Source organism: Arthrobacter sp. 05L428 (assembly GCF_056397665.1).
Genome location: NZ_JBFTNW010000005.1, coordinates 1 through 25,929, shown reverse-complemented (window position 1 = coordinate 25,929; position 25,929 = coordinate 1). Strand labels below are relative to the sequence as shown.

Sequence of the window (25,929 nt, the reverse complement as noted above, 5' to 3'; positions counted from 1 at the left end):
GCTCCCTAGGCCACCGCCCCCTGGAAGTGCTTCTCGATGAGCCCCTTTATGTCCTCGTGGCAGCCGCCGCAGCCGGTGCCGGCGCGGGTGGAGGCTGAGACCTCGGCCACCGTCCCGCAGCCGGAGGAAACCGCGGCGGCAATGGAAGTCCCGCTCACCCCGGCGCACCGGCACACCGTGCGGTCCGGATCAGTAGCAGTAGGAGCAGCTTGGTCCGGGCCGTCCAGGCGCAGCAGCAGCGACCGGTCCGCGGGGAGCTCCGCGCCGCGCTCGAAGAGCTGCACCAGCTCCGCCCCCGTGCGCGGCATCCCCACCGCCACGAGGCCCTCAAGCACACCAGCGCGCGTGCTGATCTTGACGTAGCGCCCGTGCTCCGGGTCGGCCCACTGGGCCACCTGCAGCCGGGCCCGGCCGCCAACGGCGCCCGCGGTCAGGGCTTCCTCGTCCCACGGATCCGCGGAAACATCCCCGGCCACGGCCATGGTCAGCCCGCGGGCCTTGAGCACCAGCACGCCCGGCTGTTCCGCCGGCAGCGGCGGCAAGGTTTCCGCCCCGGCCGGGGAGCCGGAGGCCAGCAGTGTCAGGTATTCGGCGAGCCATTCGGCCTGCCGCCAGCCCGGTCCCACCAGCCCGGACGGGCCCCGGGCGCTCCGGCAGTCCAGGCAGTCCGGGTCGGGGCAGCGGACCTCGGCACAGTCGCCGATCGCGAAGATGTGGGGTTCGTGGTGCGCCCGCAGCCGGTGGTCCACCAGGATGCCGGCAGCCGTCGACAGTCCGCAGCCCTCGGCGAGTTCGGTCCGCGGCCGGACGCCGCAGGAGAGCACCAGCAGCTCGCCGTCGATCGCGGCACCGTCCTCCAGCAGTAGCGCGGAGAAGCCGCCGTCGGGCGCGTTGTGTTCAACGGCGACCGAGCGCGCGTTGCCGGCCACCTTCACGCCGCAGTTCCGCAGCGAAGCTGCCAGCACGGCGCCGCCGCCGCGGTCCATGTTGCGCCCCAGGGGGTGCGGGCCGTTGTGCACCACGGTCACGGCGGCGCCCTCCTCGGCTGCGGCCAGCGCCGTCTCGAGTCCAAGAACGCCGCCGCCGAGGACCACCACGCGCTTTCCGCCGGCTACCGCCGCCTGCAGCGCCGAGGCATCCGCCAGGTCCCGCAGCGCCGTCACGCCGGCGGGCAGCACCGGGGCGGCCGGATCCGGGTTCAACCCGGTGAGGTTGGGGATTACCGGACGGGAACCGGTGGCGAAGACAAGCCGGTCGTAGCCGGGGGAGCTGCCGTCGCTGAGGAGGACCCGCTGCCGGGCGCGGTCGACCCGGCGGACCCGGGCGCCCAGCCGGACATCCACGCCGTCGGCAACCAGCGCCTCAGCATCGGCCAGCGCCATGGCGCCTGCCGTGGTCCGGCCGACGCCGAGGTCGGCCACCAGCACCCGGTTGTAGGCCGCCTCCGCCTCCTCGCCGACCACCGTCAGTTCCACCAGGCCTCCCCGCACCGCGGGCAGCAACTCGTCGATCAGCCGCGCCGCCACCGGGCCGAAGCCCACCACCACAATCCGTTCGGTCATGATGCACCGTCCATCTGGAGGACTTCGGCCTGCACTGCTTCGACCCGGGAGCCTGCCGCAGCCGGCCGCAGCCATACCTTGCTGGTCTTGAATTCCGGCATCCCGGAGACCGGGTCCGTGGCGGCCTCGGTGAGCCGGTTCGCGCTCTCCCATCCTGGGAAGTGGAACGGCAGGAACACCGTCTCCGGCCGGATCCCCGCGCTCAGCTCCGCCCGGCAGAGGACCTCGCCGCGCCCGTTGGCGACAGCTACGAGGTCGCCCTCGGCGATGCCCTGCGCCGCGGCGGCGGCCGGGTGGATCTGCAGCCGCGCCTCGGGCTGTGCGGCGGCGAGGGCGGCCACCCGGCGGGTCTGGACGCCGGACTGGTAGTGCTCCAGCAGACGCCCGGTGATCAGGGTCATCGGGGTGCCCGCCGGGTCAGCGCCGCCCGCCGCGACCGGAAGCGTTCGACGGCGCGGCGCCACTGGAGTGAACACCGCCCGGCCGTCCGGATGGGCGAAGGAGTCCAGGAACAGCCGCGGCGTCCCGGAGCTCCCGGCCGGGTAGGGCCAGTAGGCTTCCTCGCCGCGGTCCAGCAAGGCGTAGTCGATCCCGGAGTAGTCGGCCAGGCCGCCCGCGGAGGCGAGCCGGAGCTCTTCGAACACGGTCTCCGGATCCTCGCTGAAGGTCGAGGGCGCGTCCAACAGCGCGGCCAGCCGGGTCATGATCCAGAGTTCGCTGCGCACCCCGGGCGGGGGAGTGATGGCCCGCCGGCGGCGCAGCACCCGGCCCTCGAGGTTGGTCAGGGTGCCTTCCTCCTCCGCCCACTGGGTCACCGGCAGGACCAGGTCCGCCTCGGCCGCGGTCTCGGACATAAAGAAGTCGCAGACCACCAGGAAGTCCAGGCTGCGCAGCCCGGCGATCACGGCGTTCGCATCCGGGGCGGAGACGGCCACGTTGGCGCCGTGAACGAAGAGGCAGCGGACGCCGTGGGGCCGCCCCAGGGACTTGAGCAGCTCGACGGCGGGGACGCCGGGACCGGGGATCGAGGATTCGGGGACACCCCATACGCCGGCGACGTGGGCGCGGGCGGCGGGGTCGGTGATCTTGCGGTAGCCGGGAAGCTGGTCCGCCTTCTGGCCGTGCTCGCGGCCGCCCTGGCCGTTGCCCTGGCCGGTGAGGGTGCCGTAGCCGCTGCGCGCCGAGCCCGGCAGGCCCAGCAGCAGGGCGAGGTTGATGGCGGCGGTGGCCGTGTCCGTGCCGTCCACGTGCTGCTCCACGCCGCGGCCGGTGAGGATGTAACTGCCCCCCTGCCGTGCACCTTCGGCCAGCCGCCGGGCGGTGTCGCGGACCAGCCCGGCCGGGACCCCGGTGAGGGACTGCACGCGCTCCGGCCAGTAGGGGCCGACGCTGCGGACCAGGGCCGGGTAGCCGGTGGTCCGCTCCGCGATATAGGCGCCGTCCGTCAGGTCCTCGTGGATGACCACGTGGGCCAGGCCCAGCAGCAGGGCCAGGTCGGTGCCCGGCAGGGGCTGCAGGTGCAGGCCGCCGCCGTCGGCAGTGAATGCCGCGGTGGCGGAGCGCCGGGGGTCGACGACGATCAGCCCGCCGGCGTCGCGGGCCCCTTGCAGGTGCTGGACGAACGGCGGCATGGTCTCGGCGACATTGGAGCCCAGCAGCAGGACGGTGCTGGCGGAACCCAGGTCCGCCAGCGGGAACGGCAGGCCCCGGTCCAGGCCGAAGGCCCGCATCCCGGCCGCGGCGGCGGAGGACATGCAGAACCGGCCGTTGTAGTCGATCCGCGAGGTGCCGAGGGCCAGCCGGGCGAATTTGCCCAGCTGGTAGGCCTTCTCGTTGGTCAGGCCGCCACCGCCGAACACCCCGACGGCGTCCGGCCCGTACGCGGCGCGGGTGTTCTTGACCGCGGCGGCGGTGAGCTCCAGGGCCGTGTCCCAGCTGACCGGGCGGTGCACGCCGTCGGGGCCCCGGAGCAGCGGCTCGGTGACGCGCCCCGGGTGCTCAAGCAGCGACGCCGAGGTCCAGCCCTTGCGGCACAGGCCGCCGCGGTTGGTGGGGAAGTCCCGGCCGGCCACTTTCAGCGGAGTCTCGGGCCGTGCCGGCGCTGCAGCCGCCGGAACTGCCGACGCCGGTTGCACCTCCGGAACGGTCAGCGTCATGGCGCACTGGAGGGCACAGTACGGGCAGTGCGTGGCGGCGCCGTCGCTCATTTAGACGTGTCCTTTTCCGTGGCGTGTGGCGGGGCGCAGGTAGCAGGCCCAGCAAACGGCCAGCATCACCAGGTAGGCCGCGACGAAGCCGTAAAAGGCCGGGGTGTAGGAGCCGCTGGCGGTGTTGGAGGCGTTCAGGACCTGCGGGATGACGAAGCCGCCGTAGGCGCCGATCGCGGAGATCAAGCCCAGCGCGGAGGACGCCAGCCGCTGGGTCGCCACGGTGCTGGCCCCGGACAGGGCTGCCCGGCTGTGCAGGGCGAAGATCACCGGGATCATCCGGTAGGTGGCCCCGTTGCCGAAGCCGCTGGCGGTGAACAGCGCCAGGAACAGGGCCAGGAAGAGCCAGAAGTTGCCCAGCAGCAGGGTCCAGACCATGGTCAGGGTGATGACGGCCATCGCGGCGAACGCGGTCACGGTCATCCGCGCGCCGCCCAGCCTGTCCGCCATCCTGCCGCCGTAGGGCCGGGCCAGCGAGCCGACCAGCGGCCCGAGGAACGCCAGGGACAAGGCCACGGTCCCGACGCCGATCGAGGAGAAGGCCGGGAAGTAGTCCTTGATGAGTTTGGGGAACACGCCGGCGAAGCCGATGAAGGAGCCGAAGGTGCCAATGTAGAGCAGCGCCATGATCCACAGGTGCGGTTCCTTGACCGCGGCGAGCGAGCCGGCGACGTCGCCCTTGGCGCTGGTCAGGTTGTCCATGTACTTCCAGGCGCCGAAGGCGGCGAGCAGGATCAACGGGATCCACATCAGCCCGGCCACCGGCAGGTTGACGGTCCCGGCGGCCAGCACGGTAATGGCGACCGGCACGGCGAGCTGGGCGACGGCGGCGCCCAGGTTCCCGCCGGCGGCGTTCAGCCCCAGCGCCCAGCCCTTTTCGCGGGCCGGGTAGAAGAAGGTGATGTTGGCCATCGAGCTGGCGAAGTTGCCGCCGCCGAATCCGGCCAGGGCGGCCACGAGCAGCATGACGCCGAACGGGGTGCCGGGGTTTCCGACGCACAGGGCCAGCCCGGTCGAGGGGATCAGCAGCAGCATGGCCGAGACGATGGTCCAGTTCCGGCCGCCGAAGCGGGGAACCATGAAGGTGTAGGGGATCCGGAGCGTCGCACCCACCAGGCTGGGCATCGAGATCAGCCAGAAGATTTCGTTGGTGGAGAAGCGGAAGCCGGCCCCGGGGAGCTGGACCACCACTATCGACCAGAGCTGCCAGACCACAAAGCCCAGGAACTCGGCGAAGATGGACCAGTTCAGGTTCCGCCGGGCGATGCCGCGGCCCAGGGACTCCCACTGGGTCTTGTTCTCGGCGTCCCAGTTGGCGATCCAGCGGCCCGGGCGGTACTCGAGCGCGGGGCCGGCGACGGCGGTGCGCTCGGCGGCGGGTGCGGCATCGGCGTCGTGGTTGGGGGAAACGCCGGTTGCGGCGTCGGCAATGCGTTCAGCAGTCACGGGGACCTCCTTCGGGGTTGTCCCTCAAAACTAGGGACGCCGCATTTCCGGGACGCTCGCGCTTTGTTAACGTGCTGTGACGTTTGCCTATCGGCTCCTTTGTGACGGCGTGAGGCGGCGTGGGCGCCGCAGCGGGGGCGACCAACAGGTGGGACGACACGAATTGTCCAAATAGTGGAACATTTGTCCATTGCGTGGACACGAGGAACTAATATCAGACATATATCCATTCCTTAGCCGGACGCCTCTCCGCAGGGCGATCCGGTCTTCATGAAAGCGTCACTACATGTCATCCACTGCCACTTCGACGGAGCATGGGTCCGCCAAGCAGGTGAACTCGCGCGGCCGCGTGATCGTCGCCAGCTTGATCGGCACCACCGTTGAGTTCTACGACTTCTACGTCTACGCCACGGCCGCCGTCCTGGTCTTCCCGAAGCTCTTCTTCCCGGGCCAGAACGAGACCACCCAGCTGCTGAGCTCTTTCGCCGTCTTCGGCGTTGCCTTTATCGCCCGCCCGCTCGGCTCGATCGTCTTCGGCCACTTCGGTGACAAGTTCGGCCGCAAGGGCACCCTGGTCGCCTCGCTGCTCACCATGGGCATCGCGACGTTCCTGATCGGCTGCCTCCCGACGGCCACCGTTCCCGGCTGGACCTTCTGGGCCCCGGCCCTGCTCGTCGTGATGCGCTTCGCCCAGGGCCTCGCCCTCGGCGGCGAATGGAGCGGCGCGGCCCTGCTGGCCACCGAGAACGCCCCGGCCAACAAACGCGCCATCTACGGCACGTTCCCGCAGCTGGGCGCGCCGATCGGCTTCATCATCGCCAACGTGATCTTCCTGGTCTTCAGCTACACCCTGAGCCCGGCGGCCTTCGAAGCGTGGGGCTGGCGCGTGCCGTTCCTGCTCAGCGCCGTCATGGTCATCATCGGCCTGTACGTCCGGCTCAAGCTGATCGAAACCCCGGCCTTCACCAAGGTCATCGAATCCAACGAGGTCGCCAAGCTGCCGCTAGGCCGGGTCTTCAAGAGCAGCTGGCGCCAGCTGATCCTGGGCACGTTCATCATGCTCGCCACCTACGTGCTCTTCTACCTGATGACCACGTTCACCCTGACCTACGGCACCCGCGCATCCAGCCTGGACGCCGCCAAGGCCGCCGCCGAGAAGGCCGGCAAGCCGATGACCGAGGCAGCAGCCGCTGCCTTTGTCCCGGGCCTGGGCTTCACCCGCAACGACTTCCTCTGGATGCTCATTGCCGGCGTCGTGTTCTTCGGCATCTTCACCCTGGTCTCCGGTCCGCTGGCCGAAAAGTACGGCCGCCGCAAGATGCTGATTGCCGTGACCGCGGGCATCTTCGTCTTCGGCCTGCTGTTCGTTCCGCTCTTCAGCGGCGGCTTCGTCGGCACCATGGCCCTGCTGATCATCGGCTTCTCCCTGATGGGCCTCACGTTCGGGCCGATGGGCGCGCTGCTGCCGGAGCTGTTCCCGACCAACGTCCGGTACACCGGCTCGGCCATCAGCTACAACGTCTCCAGCATCCTGGGCGCGGCTGTGGCACCGTTCATCGCCGTCTGGCTCTGGGAACTGGCGAAGGGCAGCCCCGTGCTGGTGGGCGTGTACCTTACCGCCATGGCCGTGCTGACGCTGATCGCCCTGTTTGTGAGCAAGGAAACCCGCGACCTGGATTACGAGAACAACGTAGCCTGACGCTCCAGCCCGGTTCTTAGCCGAAATGCCCGGTGTGTTCTGTGGACACGCCGGGCATTTCCGTGTCCCGGGGCGGTGGCGGCTGAATAACTGGGCAGGAGCGCGACGACGGGGTCCCGCGACGGGCCTGCGGCGGGGCCCCTACCGGGCGTAGCGCTCGACGAAGTTGCGCAGGATGGCCATCGGCTCGGTGACGTTGTGGTGCCGGGCCTGGGCCATCAGCTCCTCGGCGGAGTCGGGTGGGAAGTAGCCGGCGTGGCGGTAGATGTCGATCCGCGTGGTGAGGCCGTCGGCGTCGAGCTCGGGGTGGAACTGGGTGGCGTAAAGGTTAGAGCGGATCCGGAACATCTGCACCGGGCAGGTCTCGGAACTGGCCAGCAGCACGGCCCCGCCGGGCAGCACAGTGCAGGCCTCCTTGTGGCCCACGAACGCCGTGAACCGCTCCGGCAGGCCGCGCAGAAGCGGGTCCTGCTGCCCGGCGGAAGTGATGCTGACGGTGACGCCGCCCAGGCCCTCGCCGTAGGTCCGGTCGATCACGGCGCCCTGGTGCAGTCCCAGGGTGCCGACGCCGTAGCAGGCGCCCAGGAACGGGAAGTCCTCGGCCACGATCCGGTCCAGCAAGGCGAACAGCTCGCGCTCCACCCGGTGCTGGACGTCGCTCTTATGCTCCGCGGGGTCGCTGGAGGTAAACGGGCTGCCGCCCACAATCACGCCGGAGTACTCGCTGAGCTCCAGCCGGGGCAGCGGGGCTGCCTCCATGCGGACCCGGTGCAGCTCGGTCTCGGCGAGCCCGGTGTAGCGCAGGTAGGCGAGGTATTCGTCGTCGGCGGCGGCGTCCTCGGCGCGGGAGGCGAGGAGCAGAAATGGCTTCACGTAACTAAGTCTGCCCCCGCCGCCGGCGATGCCGCTATTCGGCCGGCTCGCCGTCCTCGATCATGGCGATCACGGCGCCCGCGGAGACGGTCTCGCCGGCCGATGCGGAGAGCCCGATCACGATGCCGGCGCGGTGCGCGGTAAGCGGCTGTTCCATCTTCATGGCTTCGAGCACGACGACGAGGTCGCCTTCGGAAACCCGCTCGCCCTCGGCGACGGCCACCTTCACGATGGTGCCCTGCATCGGAGAGGTCAGGGCGTTGCCGCCGGCCGGCGCCGCCGTGCCGGCGCTCCGGGAGCGCTTCTTGGCCTTCGCCGGCTTGCCGCCACCGCCGCCGGAGATGGAGCCGAGGGACGCCGGGAGCACCACTTCGAGGCGCTTGCCGCCGACCTCGACGACGACGCGCTGGCGTTCGCCGGCGTCGGCTGCCTCAGCTGCGGTGCCGGTGGGAGTCCAGGCGGGGATGTCGTTGACGAAGGCGGTCTCGATCCAGCGGGTGTGGACCTTGAACGGGCCTTCGGCGGGGGCGAAGTCGGGGTTGCTGACGACGGCGAGGTCGAACGGGATGACGGTGGGGATGCCCTCGACCACCATTTCCTCGAGGGCGCGGCGGGAGCGCTGCAGGGCCTGGGCGCGGGTGGCGCCGGTGACGATCAGCTTGGAGAGCATCGAGTCGAAGTTGCCGCTGATGACGTCGCCCTGCTCCACGCCGGAGTCGATCCGAACGCCGGGCCCGGTGGGGTTCAACAGTTTGGTGATGGTGCCGGGGGCGGGCATGAAGTTCCGGCCCGGGTCCTCGCCGGTGATGCGGAATTCGATCGAGTGGCCGCGGACCTCGGGGTCACCGTAGCCGAGCTCCTCGCCGCGGGCCAGCCGGAACTGCTCGCGGACCAGGTCGATCCCGGTGACCTCCTCGGAGACGCAGTGCTCCACCTGGAGGCGGGTGTTGACCTCGAGGAAGGAGATGGTGCCGTCCTGGCCGACGAGGAACTCGCAGGTGCCGGCGCCGAGGTAGCCGGCTTCCTTGAGGATGGCCTTGGAGGAGTCGTAGAGCCGCTGGTTCTGCTCCTCGGTGAGGAACGGGGCCGGGGCTTCTTCCACCAGCTTCTGGTTGCGGCGCTGCAGAGAGCAGTCGCGGGTGGACACGACGACGACGTTGCCGTGGGCGTCGGCGAGGCACTGGGTCTCGACGTGGCGCGGGGCGTCCAGGAAGCGCTCGATGAAGCACTCGCCGCGGCCGAACGCTGCGGTGGCTTCGCGGACGGCGGATTCGAAAAGCTCGGGGATCTCCTCGCGGGTGCGGGCGACCTTGATGCCGCGTCCGCCGCCGCCGAAGGCTGCCTTGATGGCGACCGGCAGGCCGAACTTGTCGACGAATTCGAGGATTTCCTCGGCGGAATTCACCGGATCGGCGGTGCCGGGGACCTGCGGGGCGCCGACCTTCTCGGCGATGTGGCGGGCTTGGACCTTGTCGCCGAGGGCGGAGATGGCCTCGGGGGAGGGCCCGATCCAGGTGATGCCGGCGGCGATCACCTTCGAGGCAAACTCGGCGTTCTCGGCGAGGAAGCCGTAGCCGGGGTGGATGGCGTCGGCGCCGGAGCGCTGGGCCACCTCGATCAGCTTGTCCATCACCAGGTAGGACTCGGCGGCGGTGTTGCCGCCCAGGGCGTAAGCCTCGTCGGCGAGCTTGACGTGCAGGGCATCGCGGTCCGGATCCGCGTAGACGGCCACGGAGGCGATGCCTTCATCGCGTGCGGCGCGGATGATGCGCACGGCGATTTCGCCCCGGTTGGCGATCAGCACCTTGCTCAGGCGGTGGGTGCCCGGCGTGGTGGCTGCGGGCACTGACGTTGCGGACTGCTCCGAATTTGCTGACAAGGCGTCTCCTTCTTTCCTTCAGGGAGCCTAGCGCGGTTTTGTGGGTTCCGCCGATATTACTTGCGGATCCCGCGCGTAAACGGCCGATCCTTTGTGGGGTTCCTACAAGGTGGTGCGAAATGGCTCACTCGGCACGGACCGCGGAGGTGCCCCGGAGTTCACTCGGCGCGGATGTCGGCGGGGTCGGCGGCCCCGCCGGTCCAGAGTTCGGTGACATTCACTTTGGCCTGGCCCAGCAGGCTGCGCAGGGTGGAGATGGAGAGCCCGACGACGGTGTGCGGGTCGCCGTCGACCTTGCGGATAAAGGCCCCGCCGTAGCCGTCGATCGTGAAGGAGCCGGCGCACTGCAGCGGCTCGCCGGTGGCGATGTAAGTGTCGATCTCGTCCTCGCTCATCTCCATGAAGTGCACCTCCGCGGAGGAGACAGCGCCCAGCGTCGCGCCGGTGCCGGTGCCGGCGTCGTCGTCGTCCGAGGATTTCGTGTCCGTGTCGCGGCAGTCGACCAGCCAGTGGCCGGTGTGCAGCACGCCCATGCTGCCGCTCATCCGGAGCATCCGTTCCCTGGCGACGTCGGCGGTGTACGGCTTGCCGTGGGCCTCGCCCTCGAACTCGAAGACCGAGTCGCAGCCGATCACCAGGGCGCCGTCGGCCTCGGGCAGCGAGGCGACGGCCTCGGCCTTGGCGCGCGCCAGCAGCAGGGCGGTGTCGTGCGGGTCGGTCACACCGTAGCGGGCCTGCACGGCGTCCTCGTCGACGTCCGAGACGAGGACGTCGTGGGCGATGCCGGCGTTGCTGAGCAGCTTGGTGCGGGCGGGGGACTGGGAGGCAAGAATGAGGCGGGTCACGGCTCCAGCCTAGTTCACGGGCGGTACAGCAACGCGGGGTCACTTCGCGCCCAWCCGAAGGGGATTTATGGGCGCGAAGTGACCCCGCGTTGCTTTGGTCGTTGCGGGCTAGCGCGCGGCGACTTCCTCGGGCTCGCCGGCGCCGGCAGCGTCGGCGTCGGCATCGGCGTCGGACGTCGGCTTGTGCAGCTTGGCGCCCTCGACGTCGACGTCCGGCAGGATGCGGTCCAGCCAGCGGGGGAGCCACCAGGCCTTGCGGCCGAGCAGGTACATCACGGCCGGGACGATCGTCATGCGCACCACGAACGCGTCCACCAGCACGCCGAAGGCCATCGCGAAGCCCAGCGGCCGCACCATGTTCAGGTGCGAGAAGATGAAGCCGGAGAACACGCTGACCATGATGATCGCGGCCGCGGTAACCACGGCGGCCGCGTGGCTGAAGCCGGAACGGACCGCGTGCTTGGCCGTTTCGCCGTGCATGTAGGACTCGCGCATGCCGGAGGCGATGAACACCTGGTAGTCCATGGCCAGGCCGAACAGCACGCCGATCAGGATGATGGGCAGGAAGCTCAGCACCGCGCCGGGGTTCTCGACGCCGAACACGGTTCCCAGCCAGCCCCACTGGTACACCGCGACGACGCCGCCGAACGCGGCCGCGAGCGAGAGCAGGAATCCGCCGGTGGCCAGGAGCGGCACCACGATGGACCGGAACACCAGCAGCAGCAGGATCAGCGAGAGCCCGACGACGATCGCCAGGTAGGGCGGCAGCGCGGCGCCGAGCTTGCTGGAGACGTCGACGTTGCCGGCAGTCTGGCCGGTCAGGCCGATGCCGACGCCGGTGGCGTCCTGGATCCGGCCCTTTTCGGCGCGCAGATCCGAGACCACCTCGACGGTGCTGGCGCTGGCCGGACCCTCCTTCGGCAGGATCTGGAAGACGGCGGTGCGGCGGTCCTCGCTCAGCGCCAGCGGCACCGCGGCGGCAACGTTGTCCGTCTTCCGCAGGATGTCCGCGACGTCGAACTGCTTGGCCTGCGCCTCGGCGGCACTGAGGCCCGCGGGGAAGTCGCCGACGACGATGATCGGCCCGGTCATGCCCTCGCCAAAGCTCCGCTTCGTGACGTCATAGGCCTTGAACGCCTGCGAGGCGACCGGCTCCGAACTGGCATCCGGCAGGGCGAGCCGGAGCTGGCTGGCGGGCAGGGCCACCACGCCCAGCAGGAGCACGCCGGCCACCAGGGCCAGCCAGGGGTGCCGGGTGACGACGCCGCCCCAGCCGTGGCTGCTGCGGTATTCGTCCCTGGCACGGTCCTCGGTCTCGTGGCCCGGGGCGGCGTTGTGCCGCTCCGCCTTGGCCCAGGCCCGCTTGGAAATCAGTTTGCGGCCCACCAGGGACAGGACGGCCGGCGTCAAAGTCAGGGCGACGACGACGGCGACGGCCACCGTGGCGGCGGCGGAGAGACCCATGACGGCGAGGAACGGCAGCCCCGGCACCACGAGGGCAGCGAGGGCAATGATCACCGTGAGGCCGGCGAAGAGCACCGCGTTGCCGGAGGTACCGGTGGCCAGGGCCACGGACTCTTCGGGATCCATGCCCTTGAGCAGCTGGCCGCGGTGCCGGTTGACGATGAACAGGGAGTAGTCGATGCCGACGGCCAGGCCGAGCATGAGCGCCAGCATCGGGGAAATGGAGCTCATGTCGACGGCGCCGCTGAGCGCGAAGGTACCGCCGACGCCGACGGCCACGCCGACGATTGCCATCAGCAGCGGGAGGCCGGCGGCGACGAGGGTGCCGAGCATGATGATGAGCACCAGGGCCGCGACGGCGATGCCGATGATCTCCGCGGTGCCGAAAATCTCGGAGATGTCCTCGCTGATTTCCTTGCTGGGCAGGGCGGTCACGTTGGCGGCGGAGACCTCCTTGACGATGTCCTGGACTTCCTGCCGCACCTCCGGCTTGAGGCCGTTGATCGAGGTCTTGAACTGCACCTGGGCGATGGCGGCCTTGCCGTCCTCGGAGACAAAGCGCAGGCCGTTGGAGGCCTCAAGCTGGCGCTTGCCGAGCGCCAGCTTGGCGTTGCCGGCCTCGAGTTCCTTGGTGCCGGCGTCGAGCTTTGCCTGCCCGGCGGCGAGGGCGGCCTTCTGCTGGCCGAACTGGGCCTCGACGGCCGCGGGCGGCAGCCCGGCGGCGGCCATCTGCTGCTCGGCGTCGGCCAGCTGGGCCTTGCCGGCGGCGAGCTCCGCAGCGGCCTTGTCCAGCTGGGCCTTGCCCGCCGCGGCCTTCTGCTCTCCGGCAGCAAGGTCCGTGACGGCCTTGTCCAGCTGGGCCTGGGTGGCGAACGGATCCACGGTCCCCTGGACGTCGGGGAGGGTCTTCAGCTTGGTCAGCGCGGCGGAGACCGCGTCCTTGCCGGCCTGGCTGAACTGCGCGTCGTTGGCTTCAAAAACGATGCTCGCGGAGCCGCCCGAGGAGGACGGGAGTTCCTTTTTGAGCTTGTCCGCCATCTGCTGGGTTTCGGTACCCGGGATCTGGAAGTTGTTGGACAGCGTGCCGTGAAGCGCCGCCGCGGCACCGCCGACGGCAACCATGACGGCAAGCCAGAGGGAGATGACGAGCCAGCGGTGGCGGTAGGAGAACTTGCCGAGTCGATAGAGCAAAAGAGCCATGTCAGGACCGATCTGGGGAAGGGGCGGCGGGTGGGGTGGCGGCCGGGACGGCTGCGGGGGAGGCAAATCCGGAGCCCAGCAGGCCCATGGAGTCGATCAGGAGTTGGCGCAGGGTGGAGAGCGATTCGGGGGTGAGTGAGCCGCCGCAGCGTGCGAACCAAACATCCATGGCGGCTTTGCCGCAGTAGATGACCGAGCCGGCGAGGGCGCGCAGGTACAGCTCGTCGATTTCGACGCCGGAGCCCCGGGCGAAGCGTTCGCGGGCGGCGTCGATGATCTCGGCGGTGCAGTGGTCCCAGGCCTCGAGCTCGGACCGGTTGAGCTGCGGGTTGGACTGGCCCAGGCTGTAGAGCTCAGCCAGCGGAGCAATGGTCATCGGGTCGGCGAGTTCAACCAGGGCCGCCTGCGCTGATTCCAGGATCGGTTCGTCGGCCGGGCGCAGCCGGAACTGCTGGAGCGCGGTGTCCAGGAACCCGTGGGTTACGGAGGCAATGACCACTTCGGTGCTGCTGAAGTAGTTGAAGAAGGTCCGGCGGGAGATGCCGGCGGTTTCGGCGATGTCCTCCACCGTGAAGTTGCCCGGGCCCCTGGAACGGAGCAGGCCGAGCGCGGCATCCGTAATGGCCTGCCGGGTGGCGGCCTTGTTCAGCTCGCGCCGCGACGGCGGCGCCGCCCCGCCGTCGGGGTCGGAAAGGGGCGGAGTGGGCATGCACTTACACTATGTGCATGTTTGCACTCAGGGCAAGTTTCTGGGCTCAGCTCGTCAGCTGGACGGACTGGCCCGTTGCGCCGGGCTCGCCGGCGCCCAGCGGGATGGCAAACACCGCCGTGCCGTAGGCGCAGATCTCCGTCCAGTTGTTGGCCATGTGGGCCGTGTCGAACCGCATCGCCACGATCGCGTTGGCACCGCGCTGCGCGGCCTCCGCGACCATCCGCGCCATGACCTCCTGCCGGCTCTCGTAAAGCACCTGGGTCAGTTCGCGCAGCTCGCCGCCGGCCAGCGAACGTAATCCCGCCACGACCTGGGCGCCGACGTCCCGCGACCGCACGGTCAGTCCCATGACTTCGCCGAAGACGGCGTCAATCCGGTGGCCGGGGATGTCGTTTGAGGTGACGATCAGCATGACCTGAGCCTAGCCACTTTGCGCCCCGGGACAAGGGAAGGTTTTGGGGAACGGCACGGCCTGGAAGCATTCACAGGAAGATGAAAGGTTCTGGACAGCTCCCGCCGAAGCCCGCGGCACACACTGGAGTCACGTCTTGCGAAAGACCACTGACCGCAGAGCCGTCGCTGTACGGCAGATCCAGGAGAGCGCACATGTCACGTACCAAGAGAATCACGCTCGGCATTTCGGCCGCCGCCCTGGCGCTGGGCGCCGGCGTCGGAGTCGCTGGGATGGCCTCCGCCACCACGACGCCGACCCCCACCCCCAGCTCCACCGCTTCCCCGGACGGAAGCAGCACAAAGGGTGACGGCATGGGAATGCGCGGCGGGCACGGCCCTGGCGGTGAACGCGGCGAACGCGGAGGCTTCGGCGGTGCGCGGGCATCCGAACTCGCGGCCAAGCTCGGCGTGGACGAAGCCAAGGTCGCCGACGCGCTGAAAGCCTTCCGCGACGCCCACAAACCGACCGCCCGGCCGGCTGAAGGTACCCGGCCGGACAGGGCGGCCATGGAGGCGGAGCTGGCGAAGTCCCTCGCGTCCTCGTTGGGCATTGACGAGGCCAAGGTGACGGCGGCCCTGACGGAGCTCCGCACCGCCGAACAGGCGGAACGCGCCGCGGCGCTGAAGACCAGGCTGGACAAGGCTGTCAGCGACGGCACCCTGACCCAGGCCGAGGCCGACGCGGTCACCAAGGCCGTCGAGAAGGGCGTTATCGGCGGAGGCGGCCACTAGGGCGCAGCAGCACCAGGACCATAAAAAGTAGTCCCCGGGAGGAGAATCCCGGGGACTACTTTCGTTGGGCGCTGGGCTTAGGCCTTGGCGCCGGCCAGTTCGCGTCCCTCGGCAGCCGGGACACCGCCGTCGGCGTCCACACGGGAGGCGTCCACAACATCGGCGTCCACGACGTCGTCGCTGAACGGGTCACCGTTGCGCGGGGCGTTGTAGAGCGACTCGTCCAGGATGCCCTGGCGCTTGGCCACGATGGTGGGGACCAGGGCCTGGCCTGCCACGTTGACCGCGGTGCGGCCCATGTCCAGGATCGGGTCGATCGCCAGCAGGAGGCCGACGCCGGCCAGCGGCAGTCCCAGCGTGGAGAGTGTCAGGGTCAGCATGACGACGGCGCCGGTGGTGCCGGCGGTCGCGGCGGAACCCAGCACCGAGACGAGGGCGATCAGCAGGTACTGGGTGAAGTCCAGCTGGATGCCGAAGAACTGGGCCACGAAGATCGCGGATACAGCCGGGTAGATCGCGGCGCAGCCGTCCATCTTGGTGGTGGCGCCCAGCGGCACGGCGAAGGAGGCGTAGGCGCGGGGCACGCCCAGGGAGCGTTCGGTCACGCGCTGGGTCAGCGGCAGGGTCCCTACGGAGGAGCGGGAAACGAAGGCCAGCTGCACCGCGGGCCAGACGCCGGAGAAGTACTGCTTGATGGACAGGCCGTGGCTGCGGACCAGGACCGGGTACACCACGAACAGCACCAGGGCGAGGCCAACGTAGATGGCAAAGGTGAACTTGCCGAGCGAGCCGATGGTGTCCCAGCCGTAGACGGCCACGGCGTTGCCGATCAGGCCGACGGTGCCGAGCGGGGCGATCCGGATGATCCACCAGAGGACCTTCTGGATCACGGCGAGTGCGGAGGCGTTGAGGTTCAGGAACGGCTCGGCGGCCTTGCCCACCTTCAGGGCCGCGATGCCGACGGCGATCGCGATCACGAGGATCTGGAGGACATTGAAGCTCACGGCGGTGGTCGCGACGCCGTCCGTGACGGTGGTGCTCGCGCCGAGGCCCAGGAAGTTCTTCGGGAACAGCCCGGTCAGGAACGCCCACCAGTCACCGGACTTGCCGGCGTACTCGGCCTGCTTGGTGATGCCGGTGCCAGCGCCGGGCTGCAGCAGCACGCCCAGGCCGATGCCGATCAGCACCGCGATCAGCGAGGTGATCGCGAACCAGAGCAGCGTGTTCCAGGCCAGCCGGGCCGCGTTGGAGACGGCGCGCAGGTTGGAGATGGAGCTGACGACGGCGGTAAAGATGAGCGGCACGACGGCGGTCTGCAGCAGCGAGACGTAGCTCGAGCCGATGGTCTGCAGGGTGGCGCCGAGGGCGTTGGGGTTGGCCTTGGTGCTGCCTGTGTATTTCGCGAGCAGGCCAAGGCCCAGGCCCACGATCAGGGCGGCGATGATTTGGAAGCCGAATGAGCCGGCCCATTTGGGCAGCTTGAAACCGGGCTTGCCTGCGGTTGCGGGGGTGCTTGTCTGAGTGGTCACCCGAATACGCTAGGACCGGGCCGATTATCACGGCGAACGAACATTGAGAAATGTTACGCGCCCCGAATTGAACGGCGCGCGCAAGAACCCCGCAAAGACGCCGAAAGACCACCCGTTTATGAAGTTATTCCACCCCAGAGTGTGGCGATTGTCTCTCCATAGGCCCGGGGGAGCAGGCATCCGGCAGCGTGCGTCTAAGCGAGGAACGAGCGAGCACGCAGAGGATGGCTGCTCCCCCGGGACACCAGGCAGGGTGCCTGCAACAGGCCCGGCCTACCCCAGCAGCGCCCGCTTCAGCGTGTCCAACCCCACGGAGCCCATGTTGAGCGCCTTGGTGTGGAAGGCCTTGAGGTCGAAGCCCGGCCGGGATTCGAGCTCGGCGCGGATCTGCTCCCAGAGCCGCTGGCCCACCTTGTACGACGGCGCCTGCCCCGGCCAGCCGAGGTAACGGGTGAACTCGAACTTGAGCTGGCCCTCGCTGATGGCAAGGTTCTGCTTCAGGAACTCGTACCCCGTGTCCGGAGTCCAGGTGCCCGACCCCCAACGCTCGGGCACCTCCAACTCCAGGTGCACGCCAATGTCGAACACCACCCGGGCCGCCCGCATGCGCTGCATGTCCAGCATGCCCATGTGGTCGCCCGGATCCTTCAAATAGCCGAGCTCCTGCATCAGCTTCTCGGCGTACAGTGCCCAGCCTTCCCCGTGCCCGGAGGTCCAGCAGACGTTGCGGCGCCACTTGTTCAGCAGCTCCCGCCGGTAAGTGGCCGTGGCGACCTGCAGGTGGTGGCCCGGAACGCCCTCGTGGTAGACCGTGGTGGTCTCGGCCCAGGTGGTGAAGGTGTCCTCGCCCGGCGGCACAGACCACCACATCCGGCCCGGCCGGCTGAAGTCGTCCGAGGGGCCGGTGTAGTAGATGCCGCCTTCCTGGGTGGGGGCAATCTTGCACTCGAGCGTCTTCATGGCGTCCGGGATGTCGAAGTGCACGCCAGCGAGGTCGGCCACAGCCTTGTCGGAGAGCTCCTGCATCCAGGCCCGGAGGGCTTCGGTGCCTTTGAGCTCGCGGGCCGGATCGTTGTTCAGGATTTCCTTGGCCTCTTCGACCGTGGCGCCGGGCCGGATCTCGTTGGCCACGCGCTCCTGTTCGGCGATCAGGCGGTCGAGTTCCTGGACACCCCAGGCGTAGGTCTCCTCAAGGTCCACCGTGGCGCCGAGGAAGGAGCGGGAGGCCAGGGCATAGCGTTCGCGGCCCACGGCGTCCTTTTCCGGGGCGGCCGGCAGCAGTTCGGATTCCAGGAAGCCGGCCAGCCGGGCATAGGCCGCGCGGGCGGCGGCAGCTCCGGCGTCGAGCTTGGACTGCACGTCTTCGGGCAGCGGACCCTCGGCGGTCTTTGCCTCGGCGGCCAGCTTGGCGAAGAAGCCGTCGTCCGCGGCGTGCTTGGTGGTCTGTTCGATCACGATCCGGACCTGGCGGGCGGCGGAGACCCGGCCGGCGTCCCGGGCCGTGCGCAGCGACACGATGTAACCGTCCAGGGCAGCGGGGACATTGTGCGCGCGGCCGGCGATGTGCTCCCACTGCGCGGCGGTGTCCATCGGCATCAGGTCGAAGATCGCGCGGATCTCCTGGGCCGGGGAGGCGATGTTGTTCAGCTCGGCCAGGTCCCAGCCGGAGTCGTGGATCTCAAGCTGCAGGCCGAGGCGCTCGCGCATCGCGTCCAGGGTGACGGCGTCGACGTCGTCAGCGGGCTCCAGCCCGTCCAGCGCGGCGAGGGCCTCGCGGGCCGCGGCAGCGAACTCCTTATGGCCGGCGGGGGAGAAGTCCGGGTACTCGGTTTCGTGGCCGGGCAGGCCCAGCTCGGTGGCGAAGCTCGGGTTGAGCCGGATCAGGGTGTCCGTGAAGGCGTCAGCGACGACGTCGATCGCGGTCTGCGGGCGTGCCGGAACCGGATTGTCGGGCGTGGTGTTCTGAGTTGTTTGGGTAGTCACCCGAACGAGACTAGCCGGGCCGCGCCAGTTATGAAAGGGTTACTGAACTTTTCTTAGCCGCGGCTGCGCTTCCACGAGCCCGGGCCCGGCTTCGGCGCCAGTTGCAGCTGCTGCCGCCGGATCCAGTGCCGCACGCCCGGCTTCTCCGCAGCGGCCGTCTCGCCGCTGCCCAGGGAAAGGACGACTGCGGTCAGTGCCGCGAGTTCTTCGGCCGTCGGCTCGCCCTTCACGACGGCGAGCGCCGGCTGTGCCGCCGGCGGGGTGGCTTCCGGCTCGGTCCCCGGTTCGATCGAGGGCGTCACAGCGGGATGTTCCCGTGCTTCTTGGCGGGCAGGCTGGCACGCTTGTCCCGCAGCGCGCGCAGGCCCTTGATGATCTGCAGCCGCGTCTCGGACGGGGCGATCACCGCGTCCACGTAGCCCAGCTGGGCGGCCTGGTACGGGTTGAGCAGCTCCTCCTCGTACTGCCGGATGACCTCGGCGCGCTTGGCCTCGACGTCGCCGCCGGCCTCCGCAACCGCGGCGAGCTCGCGGCGGTACAGGATGTTGACCGCGCCCTGGGCGCCCATCACGCCGATCTGCGCGGTGGGCCAGGCCAGGTTGAGGTCGGCGCCGAGCTTCTTGGAGCCCATCACGATGTACGCGCCGCCGTAGGCCTTGCGGGTGATCACGGTCAGCTTCGGCACGGTGGCCTCGGCGTAGGCGTAGAGCAGTTTCGCGCCGCGGCGGATGATGCCCTGGAACTCCTGGTCCTTGCCCGGCAGGAAGCCCGGCACGTCCACCAGCGTGATGATGGGGATGTTGAAGGCGTCGCAGTGCCGGACAAAGCGGGCGGCCTTCTCCGAGGCTGCGATGTCCAGGGTGCCGGCGAACTGCATCGGCTGGTTGGCCACGATGCCCACGGTGTGGCCCTCGACCCGGCCGTAGCCGATGATCACGTTCGGCGCGTAGAGCGACTGCATCTCCAGGAAATGCGCGTCGTCGACGATCTGTTCGATCACCTTGCGCATGTCGTACGGCTGGTTGGCCGAGTCCGGGATGAGCACATCGAGGGCCAGGTCGTCGTCGTCGAGCTCCGGCTGCTGGCTGTGCTCCAGCACCGGGGCTTCGGCGAGGTTGTTGGAGGGCAGGAAGTCCAGGAGTTCGCGGACGAACTCGACGGCGTCCGCCTCGTCGGCGGCGAGGTAGGTGGAGGTGCCGGTGTTGGCGTTGTGCTGCCGGGCCCCGCCGAGGGTCTCCATGTCGACGTCTTCGCCGGTGACGGTCTTGATCACGTCCGGGCCGGTGATGAACATGTGCGAGGTCTTGTCCACCATGACGACGTAGTCGGTCAGGGCGGGGGAGTAGGCCGCGCCGCCGGCGGAGGGGCCCATGATGAGCGAAATCTGCGGCACGACGCCGGAGGCGTGGACGTTGTTGCGGAATATGTCCGCGAACATGGCCAGCGAGGCGACGCCTTCCTGGATGCGGGCGCCGCCGCCGTCGAGGATGCCGACCACGGGGCAGCCGTTGCGCAGCGCGAACTCCTGGACCTTGACGATCTTCTCGCCGTTGACCTGGCTCAGTGAACCGCCGTAGACGGAGAAGTCCTGGCTGTACACGGCCACGGGACGGCCGTCCACGGTGCCGTAGCCGGAGACCAGGCCGTCGCCCAGCGGCTTCTTCTTCTCCATGCCAAACGCCGTGGAGCGGTGCACGGCGAGGGCGTCGAACTCGACGAAGGACCCGGCGTCGAGCAGCAGGTCGATGCGCTCGCGGGCGGTGTTCTTGCCGCGCGCGTGCTGTTTCTCGATCGCTTCCGGGCCGGAGGGCTGCTCGGCACGGGCCTGGCGGTCGCGGAAATCGGCAATCTTTCCCGCGGTCGTGGTCAGATCGTGGCTCATCAAGTGTCTCCGGCTCTGTTGTTCGCTGCTGTTCATCGTTACGGCTGTCGCAGGCCTGTGCGGTGGCGCTTAAGTGGATTCCACACAAAAACATGGCCGTGCTGGCAAGTCTAGTGACGGTATTCGTCCGCGCCGCTGTAGAAAACCTACAATTTTCACCCCAAGCTTCACCGCCGGCTGCTGCGCTCCAGCCCAGTTGCCCGCGGCCGCACCGGGGCTGGACCCCGGAATTCCGCGGGTGCGGGCCATATTTCCGCGTCCGCGCGGGCAATAACCGGGCGGGAACGTCATGACCGTCCCGCGAAAAGGTATGTTACTGGTGAGTAACATCGGCTAAGGTGGGGCTATGACTTCAAGCAACGACGCTTCGGCCGTCTCCCCGGAACCCCGCCAGCCGGAGCCGTACCAGGCCTCGGGTACCCTGGCGGGCCGCACCATCCTGATGTCCGGCGGCAGCCGCGGCATCGGCCTGGCGATCGCCCTCCGTGCCGCCCGGGACGGCGCCAATATCGTGCTGCTGGCCAAGACCGGCCAGCCGCACGCCAAACTCGAGGGCACCGTCTACTCGGCCGCCGAGCAGATCGAGGAGGCCGGGGGACAGGCGCTGCCGCTGGTCGGCGATGTGCGCAACGACGCCGACGTCGCCGGCGCGGTTGCCGCCGCCGTCGAACGCTTCGGCGGGATCGACATTGTGGTCAACAATGCCTCGGCGATCGACCTCTCCAAGACCGACGCCGTGGACATGAAGCGCTATGACCTCATGCAGGACATCAACGTCCGCGGCACCTTCCTGCTCAGCAAGCTCGCCCTGCCGGCGCTCCGCGAATCCACGGCCGGGCAGATCCTCACGCTCTCGCCCCCGCTGAACCTGGACCCCAAGTGGGCCGGCATGCACCTTGCCTACACCATGGCCAAGTACGGCATGAGCCTGACCACGCTGGGCCTGGCCGAAGAACTCAAGGTGGACGGTATCAGCGTGAACTCGCTCTGGCCCTGCACCCTGATCGACACCGCCGCGATCCGCAACATGCCCGGCGGCGAGCAGATCGTCCGCGGTGCGCGCGGCCCGCAGATCATGGCCGACGCCGCCCACGCCGTGCTGACCGCCAGCAATGCCATCCCGGCATCCGGCAGCTGGAGCGGAAATTTCTACACCGACGAAGAGGTGCTGGCCGCAGCCGGCGTCACGGACTTCGCGCCGTACAGCCTGGGCGCGCCGGAAGACCGGCTGGTTCCTGACATTTTCCTCTGAGTTCCCGGCCGCTTTTCGCCGTTCCGGGGCGGTGCGGGCCGCCGAAACTCCCCACCTTTGCGGGTTCGACGCCGGAATGCCGCGGCGTGTCAGTGCAACGCGCCGGCGGCGGCGTCCAAACGTGGGGACGTTCCGCGGTGACCGGGCCGCAGCCGGCGGAACGGTAACTCGGTAGGATTCAAGCATGCAAGCCGCGCAAGAGACACCGGACCGTCCACCCCTGGACCAGGGCGCCCTCAGCGACGCCGCGTTCCTCTCGGCCAACGGCATCCCGCAACTGACCGTAGTGGAGTCCACCGGCTCCACCAACGCGGACCTGCTGCGCGGCGTGAGCGTGGATCCCGGTGCCTGGCCGGACCTGTCCGTGCTCACTGCTGAGTACCAGAGCGCCGCCCGCGGCCGCCTGGACCGGCACTGGGAAGCCCCGGCCCGCAGCTCCGTTTCGGTCTCGATCGTGCTCCGGCCGGTCAACGCCGAGGGCCGCCCGCTGCCCACCCAGAGCTACTCCTGGCTTTCGCTGCTTGCCGCGCTCGCGCTGCGGGAGGCCCTGCTGGAAACCGCCGGCATCCCGGCCGAACTCAAATGGCCCAACGACGTCCTGGTCCGCGGCCAGAAGATCGCCGGCATCCTCGCACAGCTGGGCCCCATGGGCGACGGCGCCGTTCCCCCCGTGGTGCTCGGGACCGGGCTGAACGTCACTCTCACCGAGGCCGAACTTCCGGTGCCCACGGCCACCTCGGTGCTGTTGGAACACCCGACGACGGTGGACCGGACGGCACTGCTGAAAAGCTACCTCTCCCGCTTCGCCACGCTCTACCGCAGCTTCTGCAACGCCGACGGCGACCCCGCCGCGGGAATGGCTGGCGGTCCTTCGCTGCACAAGCGGGTGGAGCACGTGCTGACCACCCTCGGCAAGCAGGTCCGGGCCCAGCTTCCCGGCGACCACGAGATCATCGGCCACGCCACCAGGCTGGACGACTACGGATCCCTGCTGGTGGTCGATGCGGCCGGGCACGAGCACGTGGTGACCGCCGGCGACGTCGTGCACCTGCGTCCGTGGACCCCTCCCGGCGAGGCCGGCGGCGAAAGCGGCTATGCGTAAGGAGCTCCTCCCGGGCGAGCAAGTGATTGTCGTTACCCGCCCCCAGCCGCGGACACTGATCGTCCCGGGCCTGCTGTTCATCCTGGTCTCCGCCCTCACCGCCTTTGCCTGCGCCTGGATTGTGAAGGGCGGGCCGGCCAAACTCGTCCCGCTCGTCACTCCCGACTGGACGCCGTGGCTGATCGGCGGCTGCCTGGCGCTGGCGGCCTGGGTGCTGGTGGGCTACTGCCTCCCCAGGGTGGTGACCTGGCACGCCAGCCGCTACACCCTGACCAGCCGGCGCCTGGTTGCCCGATACGGCATGTTGCGGCGGCGCGACCAGCAGGTTCCGCTGGCCGCGGTCCGTAATGTGTTCATCGAACAGACGCTGCTCCAACGGACCCTGCGCTCGGGGAATATATCCTTGGATACCGGGTACCCCTCCAGCACGGTGATTCCGGACGTCCCCGAAGTCATGACGTTCCGGAACTTCATTCTCGACGCGTTAGACGAACTTCCGGAGGACGAACTGCTTGAGGCCGACGACACGATGCACGATCCCGGCGAATGGCCCATGGACTTGAGAGAAGGTGGAAGAGATGAACGCTGAGAACGTGCACCCCGACACCGGACTCCTGGCCGCCGAACCCTCGGACGTGCCCGAAGCGGTACTCGAAGCGTCCTCCCTCGAAGCCGCCGTGCTGGACTCCCTCGCAACTTCCGACGCCGATGACCCGGCCGACTTCGACACCGACGCCGGCTCCGACGCCACTGACCCCGCCGACGGTGCTGCTGACCCCGCCACCGGTGCTGCTGACCCCGCCACCGACGACAACGCTGATACCGACGACGACGACGCCGCCGCCGCCGGCCCGGCTGCCGCCGAAGAGCCGCCTGCCACCCCTCCCACCGGCACCATGTCCGCGGAACGCCTCGCCACCAAGGCCCTCGAGCAGCGGCTGCTGGGCGGCGAACGCAAGCTGCGCCGCCGCGAGGTGGCTGCCGGTGCAGGGCTGTCCCTGCTGTCCGCCCGGAAACTCTGGCGCGCCCTCGGGTTCCCCAACCTCGGCGACGACGACGTGGCGTTCACGGAACGGGACCAGTCCGCGCTGAGCACAATTGTGGACCTGGTCCGCGCCGGCAAGCTCACCGAGGAAGCGGCCATCTCCGTCACCCGCGCCATCGGCCAGATGACGGACCGCATGGTGGTCTGGCAGATCGAGGCCCTGGTGGAGGACATGGTCCACCAGCAGGGGGTCACCGACGCCGTGGCCCGCAAGCGGTTGGTCAGCGAACTGCCCTCGCTCGTGGACGCACTCGAGGAAATGCTGGTCTACTCCTGGCGCCGCCAGCTCAACGCCGGGGTGCAGCGCCTGGCCGTGCGCGCCGAGGCCGGCCTGGCCTCAAGCGAGGAAGGCCGCGAAGGGGACGAGGACGACGCCCCGCTGCCGCTCGCCCGGGCCGTCGGCTTCGCGGACCTGGTCTCCTATACCAGCCTGTCCCGCCGGATGAACGAAAAGACCCTTGCCCAGCTGGTGCAGCGCTTTGAGAACAAGTGCGCGGAAATCATTTCCGTCGGCGGCGGACGCCTCGTGAAGACGGTCGGCGATGAAGTCCTCTACATTGCCGAAACCCCTGCTGCCGGGGCCGAGATCTCGCTGGCCCTCTCGCAGGCCTTCAACGAGGACGAGATCCTGCCGCAGGCGCGCGTGGCCATGGTGTGGGGCCGCATCCTCTCCCGGCTGGGTGACATCTACGGGCCCACCGTGAACCTGGCCGCCCGCCTCACGGCGCTGGCCGATCCGGGCACCGTGCTGGTGGACTCCATGACCGCGGCGGCGCTGGAACACGACGAACGCTTCGTACTGCTTCCCCGCGACGCCGAGAACGTGCGCGGCTTCGGCGAAATCCACCCCGTGGAGCTGCAACGGGGCAGCGGGAGGGGCCTGGTCCTGGATTAGGCGGCCAGGCAAAGACCCTGAACGCCCGCAATAGCGGCGCGCAGGTTTCTCTATTCGATGGTCAATATGTCATAGTCGTGGATATCCGACCACGCCAAGGCACTTCACTGCGTCCAGCTTGTGGCTGCTGCTGCGGTGTTGGTGACGGGGGCCATCATCTATCCGGGGTTTAAGACTGCTGAGGTGGAGTTGAACGATGGTGGTGTGTGGGTGGTGTCGAAGGCGAAGAATGCGGTGGGGCGGTTGAATTATCCGTCGCGGGTGTTGGATGGTGCGGTGACGCCGGCGTCGACGACGTTTGATGTGTTGCAGGATGCCGGGACGGTGTTTGTTGATGATGCGTCGGGTTCGACGTTGAACCAGGTGTCGGCGGCGCAGATGCGTTTGGGCGGGGATAAGAAGTTGCCGGGGTCGGCGGAGGTGAGTTTCGGGTCGCGGGTGATTGCGGTGACGGATGCGGCGCGGGGCCGGGTGTGGGCGTTGTCGCCGTCGACGGTGAATGGTTTTGATGAGGAGAATTCGGAGCCGGTGCTGTCGGGGGCGCGGGGGACGGTGTCGGCGGTGGGGGCTGATGACCGGATTTATAGTGCGGATCCGACGTCGGGTCAGGTGACGGTGACGGCGGTGGATGCTGATGGCCGGGTCACGGATTCGCAGGTGAGTTCGTGGGAGGGGTTGAAGGGTGCGGGCAGCATCCAGTTGAGCGTGGTGGGGGATCAGCCGGTGGTGCTGGACGCGGGCGGCGGGAAGTTGTTGTTGCCGGGCGGGCGTGAGTTGGCGTTGGCGGATGCGAAGGATGCGAAGCTGCAGCAGCCCGGTCCCGGGGCGGGTGCGGTGGCGGTGGCGACGCCGAAGGCGCTTTTTGAGGTGCCGTTGGATGGTTCGGCGGCGAAGACGGTGGCCTTTGGCGGGCAGGGGGTTCCGGCGGCGCCGGTGCAGTTGGGTGGTTGTGTGCATGCGGCGTGGTCGGGGGCGAATAAGTATGTGCGGGACTGCGGCAGTGATGCCGATGACAGGAGCGTGGATGTGCCGAAGGCGTCCGCGTCGCCGTCGTATGTGTTCCGGGTGAACCGGGATGTGGTGGTGCTCAATGATGTGAATTCGGGCAATGTGTGGCTGGTGAACCAGAACATGCAGCTGGTGAACAACTGGGACGACGTCATCCCGCC

20 protein-coding genes are annotated in these 25,929 nt (G+C 69.0%); 7 read left to right on the top strand and 13 right to left on the bottom strand.

Annotated features, from left to right (window positions below; translation table 11 throughout):
- Positions 1-5: 5 nt before the first annotated feature.
- Genes AC1DH3_RS11005 through AC1DH3_RS10995 form a run of 3 tightly spaced genes read right to left on the bottom strand, consistent with a single transcriptional unit; the run spans position 6 to position 5,215 of the window.
- Positions 6-1,562 carry an FAD-dependent oxidoreductase gene (locus AC1DH3_RS11005; protein WP_476909318.1) on the bottom strand — a complete coding sequence of 519 codons (1,557 nt, stop codon included), beginning with the start codon at positions 1,560-1,562 and terminating at the stop codon, positions 6-8.
- A complete protein-coding gene (locus tag AC1DH3_RS11000; RefSeq protein WP_476909317.1) occupies positions 1,559-3,769 on the bottom strand; it encodes a molybdopterin oxidoreductase family protein in 2,211 nt (736 codons plus the stop codon). The genes AC1DH3_RS11005 and AC1DH3_RS11000 overlap by 4 nt, the downstream gene beginning before the upstream one ends.
- Positions 3,770-5,215: an MFS transporter gene (locus AC1DH3_RS10995; RefSeq protein WP_476909316.1), complete on the bottom strand. Its 1,446-nt coding sequence runs from the start codon at positions 5,213-5,215 to the stop codon at positions 3,770-3,772.
- A gap of 286 nt (positions 5,216-5,501) precedes the next feature.
- Here AC1DH3_RS10995 and AC1DH3_RS10990 point away from each other — a divergent pair, with 286 nt between their 5' ends.
- Positions 5,502-6,914: an MFS transporter gene (locus AC1DH3_RS10990; protein ID WP_441418414.1), complete on the top strand. Its 1,413-nt coding sequence runs from the start codon at positions 5,502-5,504 to the stop codon at positions 6,912-6,914.
- A 141-nt stretch (positions 6,915-7,055) separates the two neighbouring features.
- Here AC1DH3_RS10990 and AC1DH3_RS10985 read toward each other — a convergent pair whose 3' ends face one another.
- The 6 genes from AC1DH3_RS10985 to AC1DH3_RS10960 form a co-directional block, all read right to left on the bottom strand.
- Positions 7,056-7,787, bottom strand: coding sequence for a glutamine amidotransferase (locus AC1DH3_RS10985; protein ID WP_441418413.1), 732 nt, complete (start codon positions 7,785-7,787; stop codon positions 7,056-7,058).
- 34 nt (positions 7,788-7,821) lie between these two features.
- Complete coding sequence (locus AC1DH3_RS10980) at positions 7,822-9,633, bottom strand: acetyl/propionyl/methylcrotonyl-CoA carboxylase subunit alpha (protein WP_476893288.1); 1,812 nt, start codon at positions 9,631-9,633, stop codon at positions 7,822-7,824.
- Positions 9,634-9,824: 191 nt separating this feature from the next.
- Positions 9,825-10,511: a Maf family protein gene (locus tag AC1DH3_RS10975; RefSeq protein ID WP_476909315.1), complete on the bottom strand. Its 687-nt coding sequence runs from the start codon at positions 10,509-10,511 to the stop codon at positions 9,825-9,827.
- Between the two features lie 108 nt (positions 10,512-10,619).
- Positions 10,620-13,175 carry an MMPL family transporter gene (locus tag AC1DH3_RS10970; RefSeq protein ID WP_476909314.1) on the bottom strand — a complete coding sequence of 852 codons (2,556 nt, stop codon included), beginning with the start codon at positions 13,173-13,175 and terminating at the stop codon, positions 10,620-10,622.
- 1 nt (position 13,176) lies between these two features.
- On the bottom strand, positions 13,177-13,884 hold the full coding sequence (locus AC1DH3_RS10965) for a TetR/AcrR family transcriptional regulator (RefSeq protein ID WP_476893205.1): 708 nt from the start codon (positions 13,882-13,884) through the stop codon (positions 13,177-13,179).
- 46 nt (positions 13,885-13,930) lie between these two features.
- On the bottom strand, positions 13,931-14,299 hold the full coding sequence (locus tag AC1DH3_RS10960; protein ID WP_476893204.1) for a YbjQ family protein: 369 nt from the start codon (positions 14,297-14,299) through the stop codon (positions 13,931-13,933).
- Positions 14,300-14,493: 194 nt separating this feature from the next.
- Here AC1DH3_RS10960 and AC1DH3_RS10955 point away from each other — a divergent pair, with 194 nt between their 5' ends.
- Positions 14,494-15,072 carry a hypothetical protein gene (locus AC1DH3_RS10955; RefSeq protein WP_476909313.1) on the top strand — a complete coding sequence of 193 codons (579 nt, stop codon included), beginning with the start codon at positions 14,494-14,496 and terminating at the stop codon, positions 15,070-15,072.
- A 77-nt stretch (positions 15,073-15,149) separates the two neighbouring features.
- Here the strand turns inward: AC1DH3_RS10955 and AC1DH3_RS10950 are convergent, their stop codons facing one another.
- The 4 genes from AC1DH3_RS10950 to AC1DH3_RS10935 form a co-directional block, all read right to left on the bottom strand.
- On the bottom strand, positions 15,150-16,601 hold the full coding sequence (locus AC1DH3_RS10950) for a dicarboxylate/amino acid:cation symporter (RefSeq protein ID WP_441418407.1): 1,452 nt from the start codon (positions 16,599-16,601) through the stop codon (positions 15,150-15,152).
- A 273-nt stretch (positions 16,602-16,874) separates the two neighbouring features.
- Positions 16,875-18,584, bottom strand: coding sequence for a DUF885 domain-containing protein (locus AC1DH3_RS10945; RefSeq protein WP_476909312.1), 1,710 nt, complete (start codon positions 18,582-18,584; stop codon positions 16,875-16,877).
- A gap of 53 nt (positions 18,585-18,637) precedes the next feature.
- Complete coding sequence (locus AC1DH3_RS10940) at positions 18,638-18,886, bottom strand: acyl-CoA carboxylase subunit epsilon (RefSeq protein ID WP_476909311.1); 249 nt, start codon at positions 18,884-18,886, stop codon at positions 18,638-18,640.
- The gene (locus tag AC1DH3_RS10935; RefSeq protein WP_441418404.1) at positions 18,883-20,466 is read right to left on the bottom strand and encodes an acyl-CoA carboxylase subunit beta; all 1,584 of its coding nucleotides are present in this window, start codon (positions 20,464-20,466) and stop codon (positions 18,883-18,885) included. The genes AC1DH3_RS10940 and AC1DH3_RS10935 overlap by 4 nt, the downstream gene beginning before the upstream one ends.
- Before the next feature lie 346 nt (positions 20,467-20,812).
- Between AC1DH3_RS10935 and AC1DH3_RS10930 the strand changes: the two genes are divergently transcribed.
- The 5 genes from AC1DH3_RS10930 to AC1DH3_RS10910 form a co-directional block, all read left to right on the top strand.
- A complete protein-coding gene (locus AC1DH3_RS10930) occupies positions 20,813-21,718 on the top strand; it encodes an SDR family oxidoreductase (RefSeq protein ID WP_441418403.1) in 906 nt (301 codons plus the stop codon).
- Positions 21,719-21,902: 184 nt separating this feature from the next.
- Entirely contained in the window at positions 21,903-22,820 is a 918-nt protein-coding gene (locus AC1DH3_RS10925) for a biotin--[acetyl-CoA-carboxylase] ligase (protein ID WP_476893200.1), read from the top strand.
- Positions 22,813-23,409, top strand: a complete 597-nt coding sequence (locus AC1DH3_RS10920) for a PH domain-containing protein (RefSeq protein WP_476893199.1) — start codon at positions 22,813-22,815, stop codon at positions 23,407-23,409. The genes AC1DH3_RS10925 and AC1DH3_RS10920 overlap by 8 nt, the downstream gene beginning before the upstream one ends.
- Positions 23,399-24,760, top strand: a complete 1,362-nt coding sequence (locus AC1DH3_RS10915) for an adenylate/guanylate cyclase domain-containing protein (RefSeq protein WP_476909310.1) — start codon at positions 23,399-23,401, stop codon at positions 24,758-24,760. Before AC1DH3_RS10920 ends, AC1DH3_RS10915 begins: the two co-directional genes overlap by 11 nt.
- Positions 24,761-24,841: 81 nt before the next feature.
- A partial coding sequence (locus AC1DH3_RS10910; RefSeq protein ID WP_476909387.1) for an NHL repeat-containing protein occupies positions 24,842-25,929 on the top strand: 1,088 nt, incomplete at its 3' end.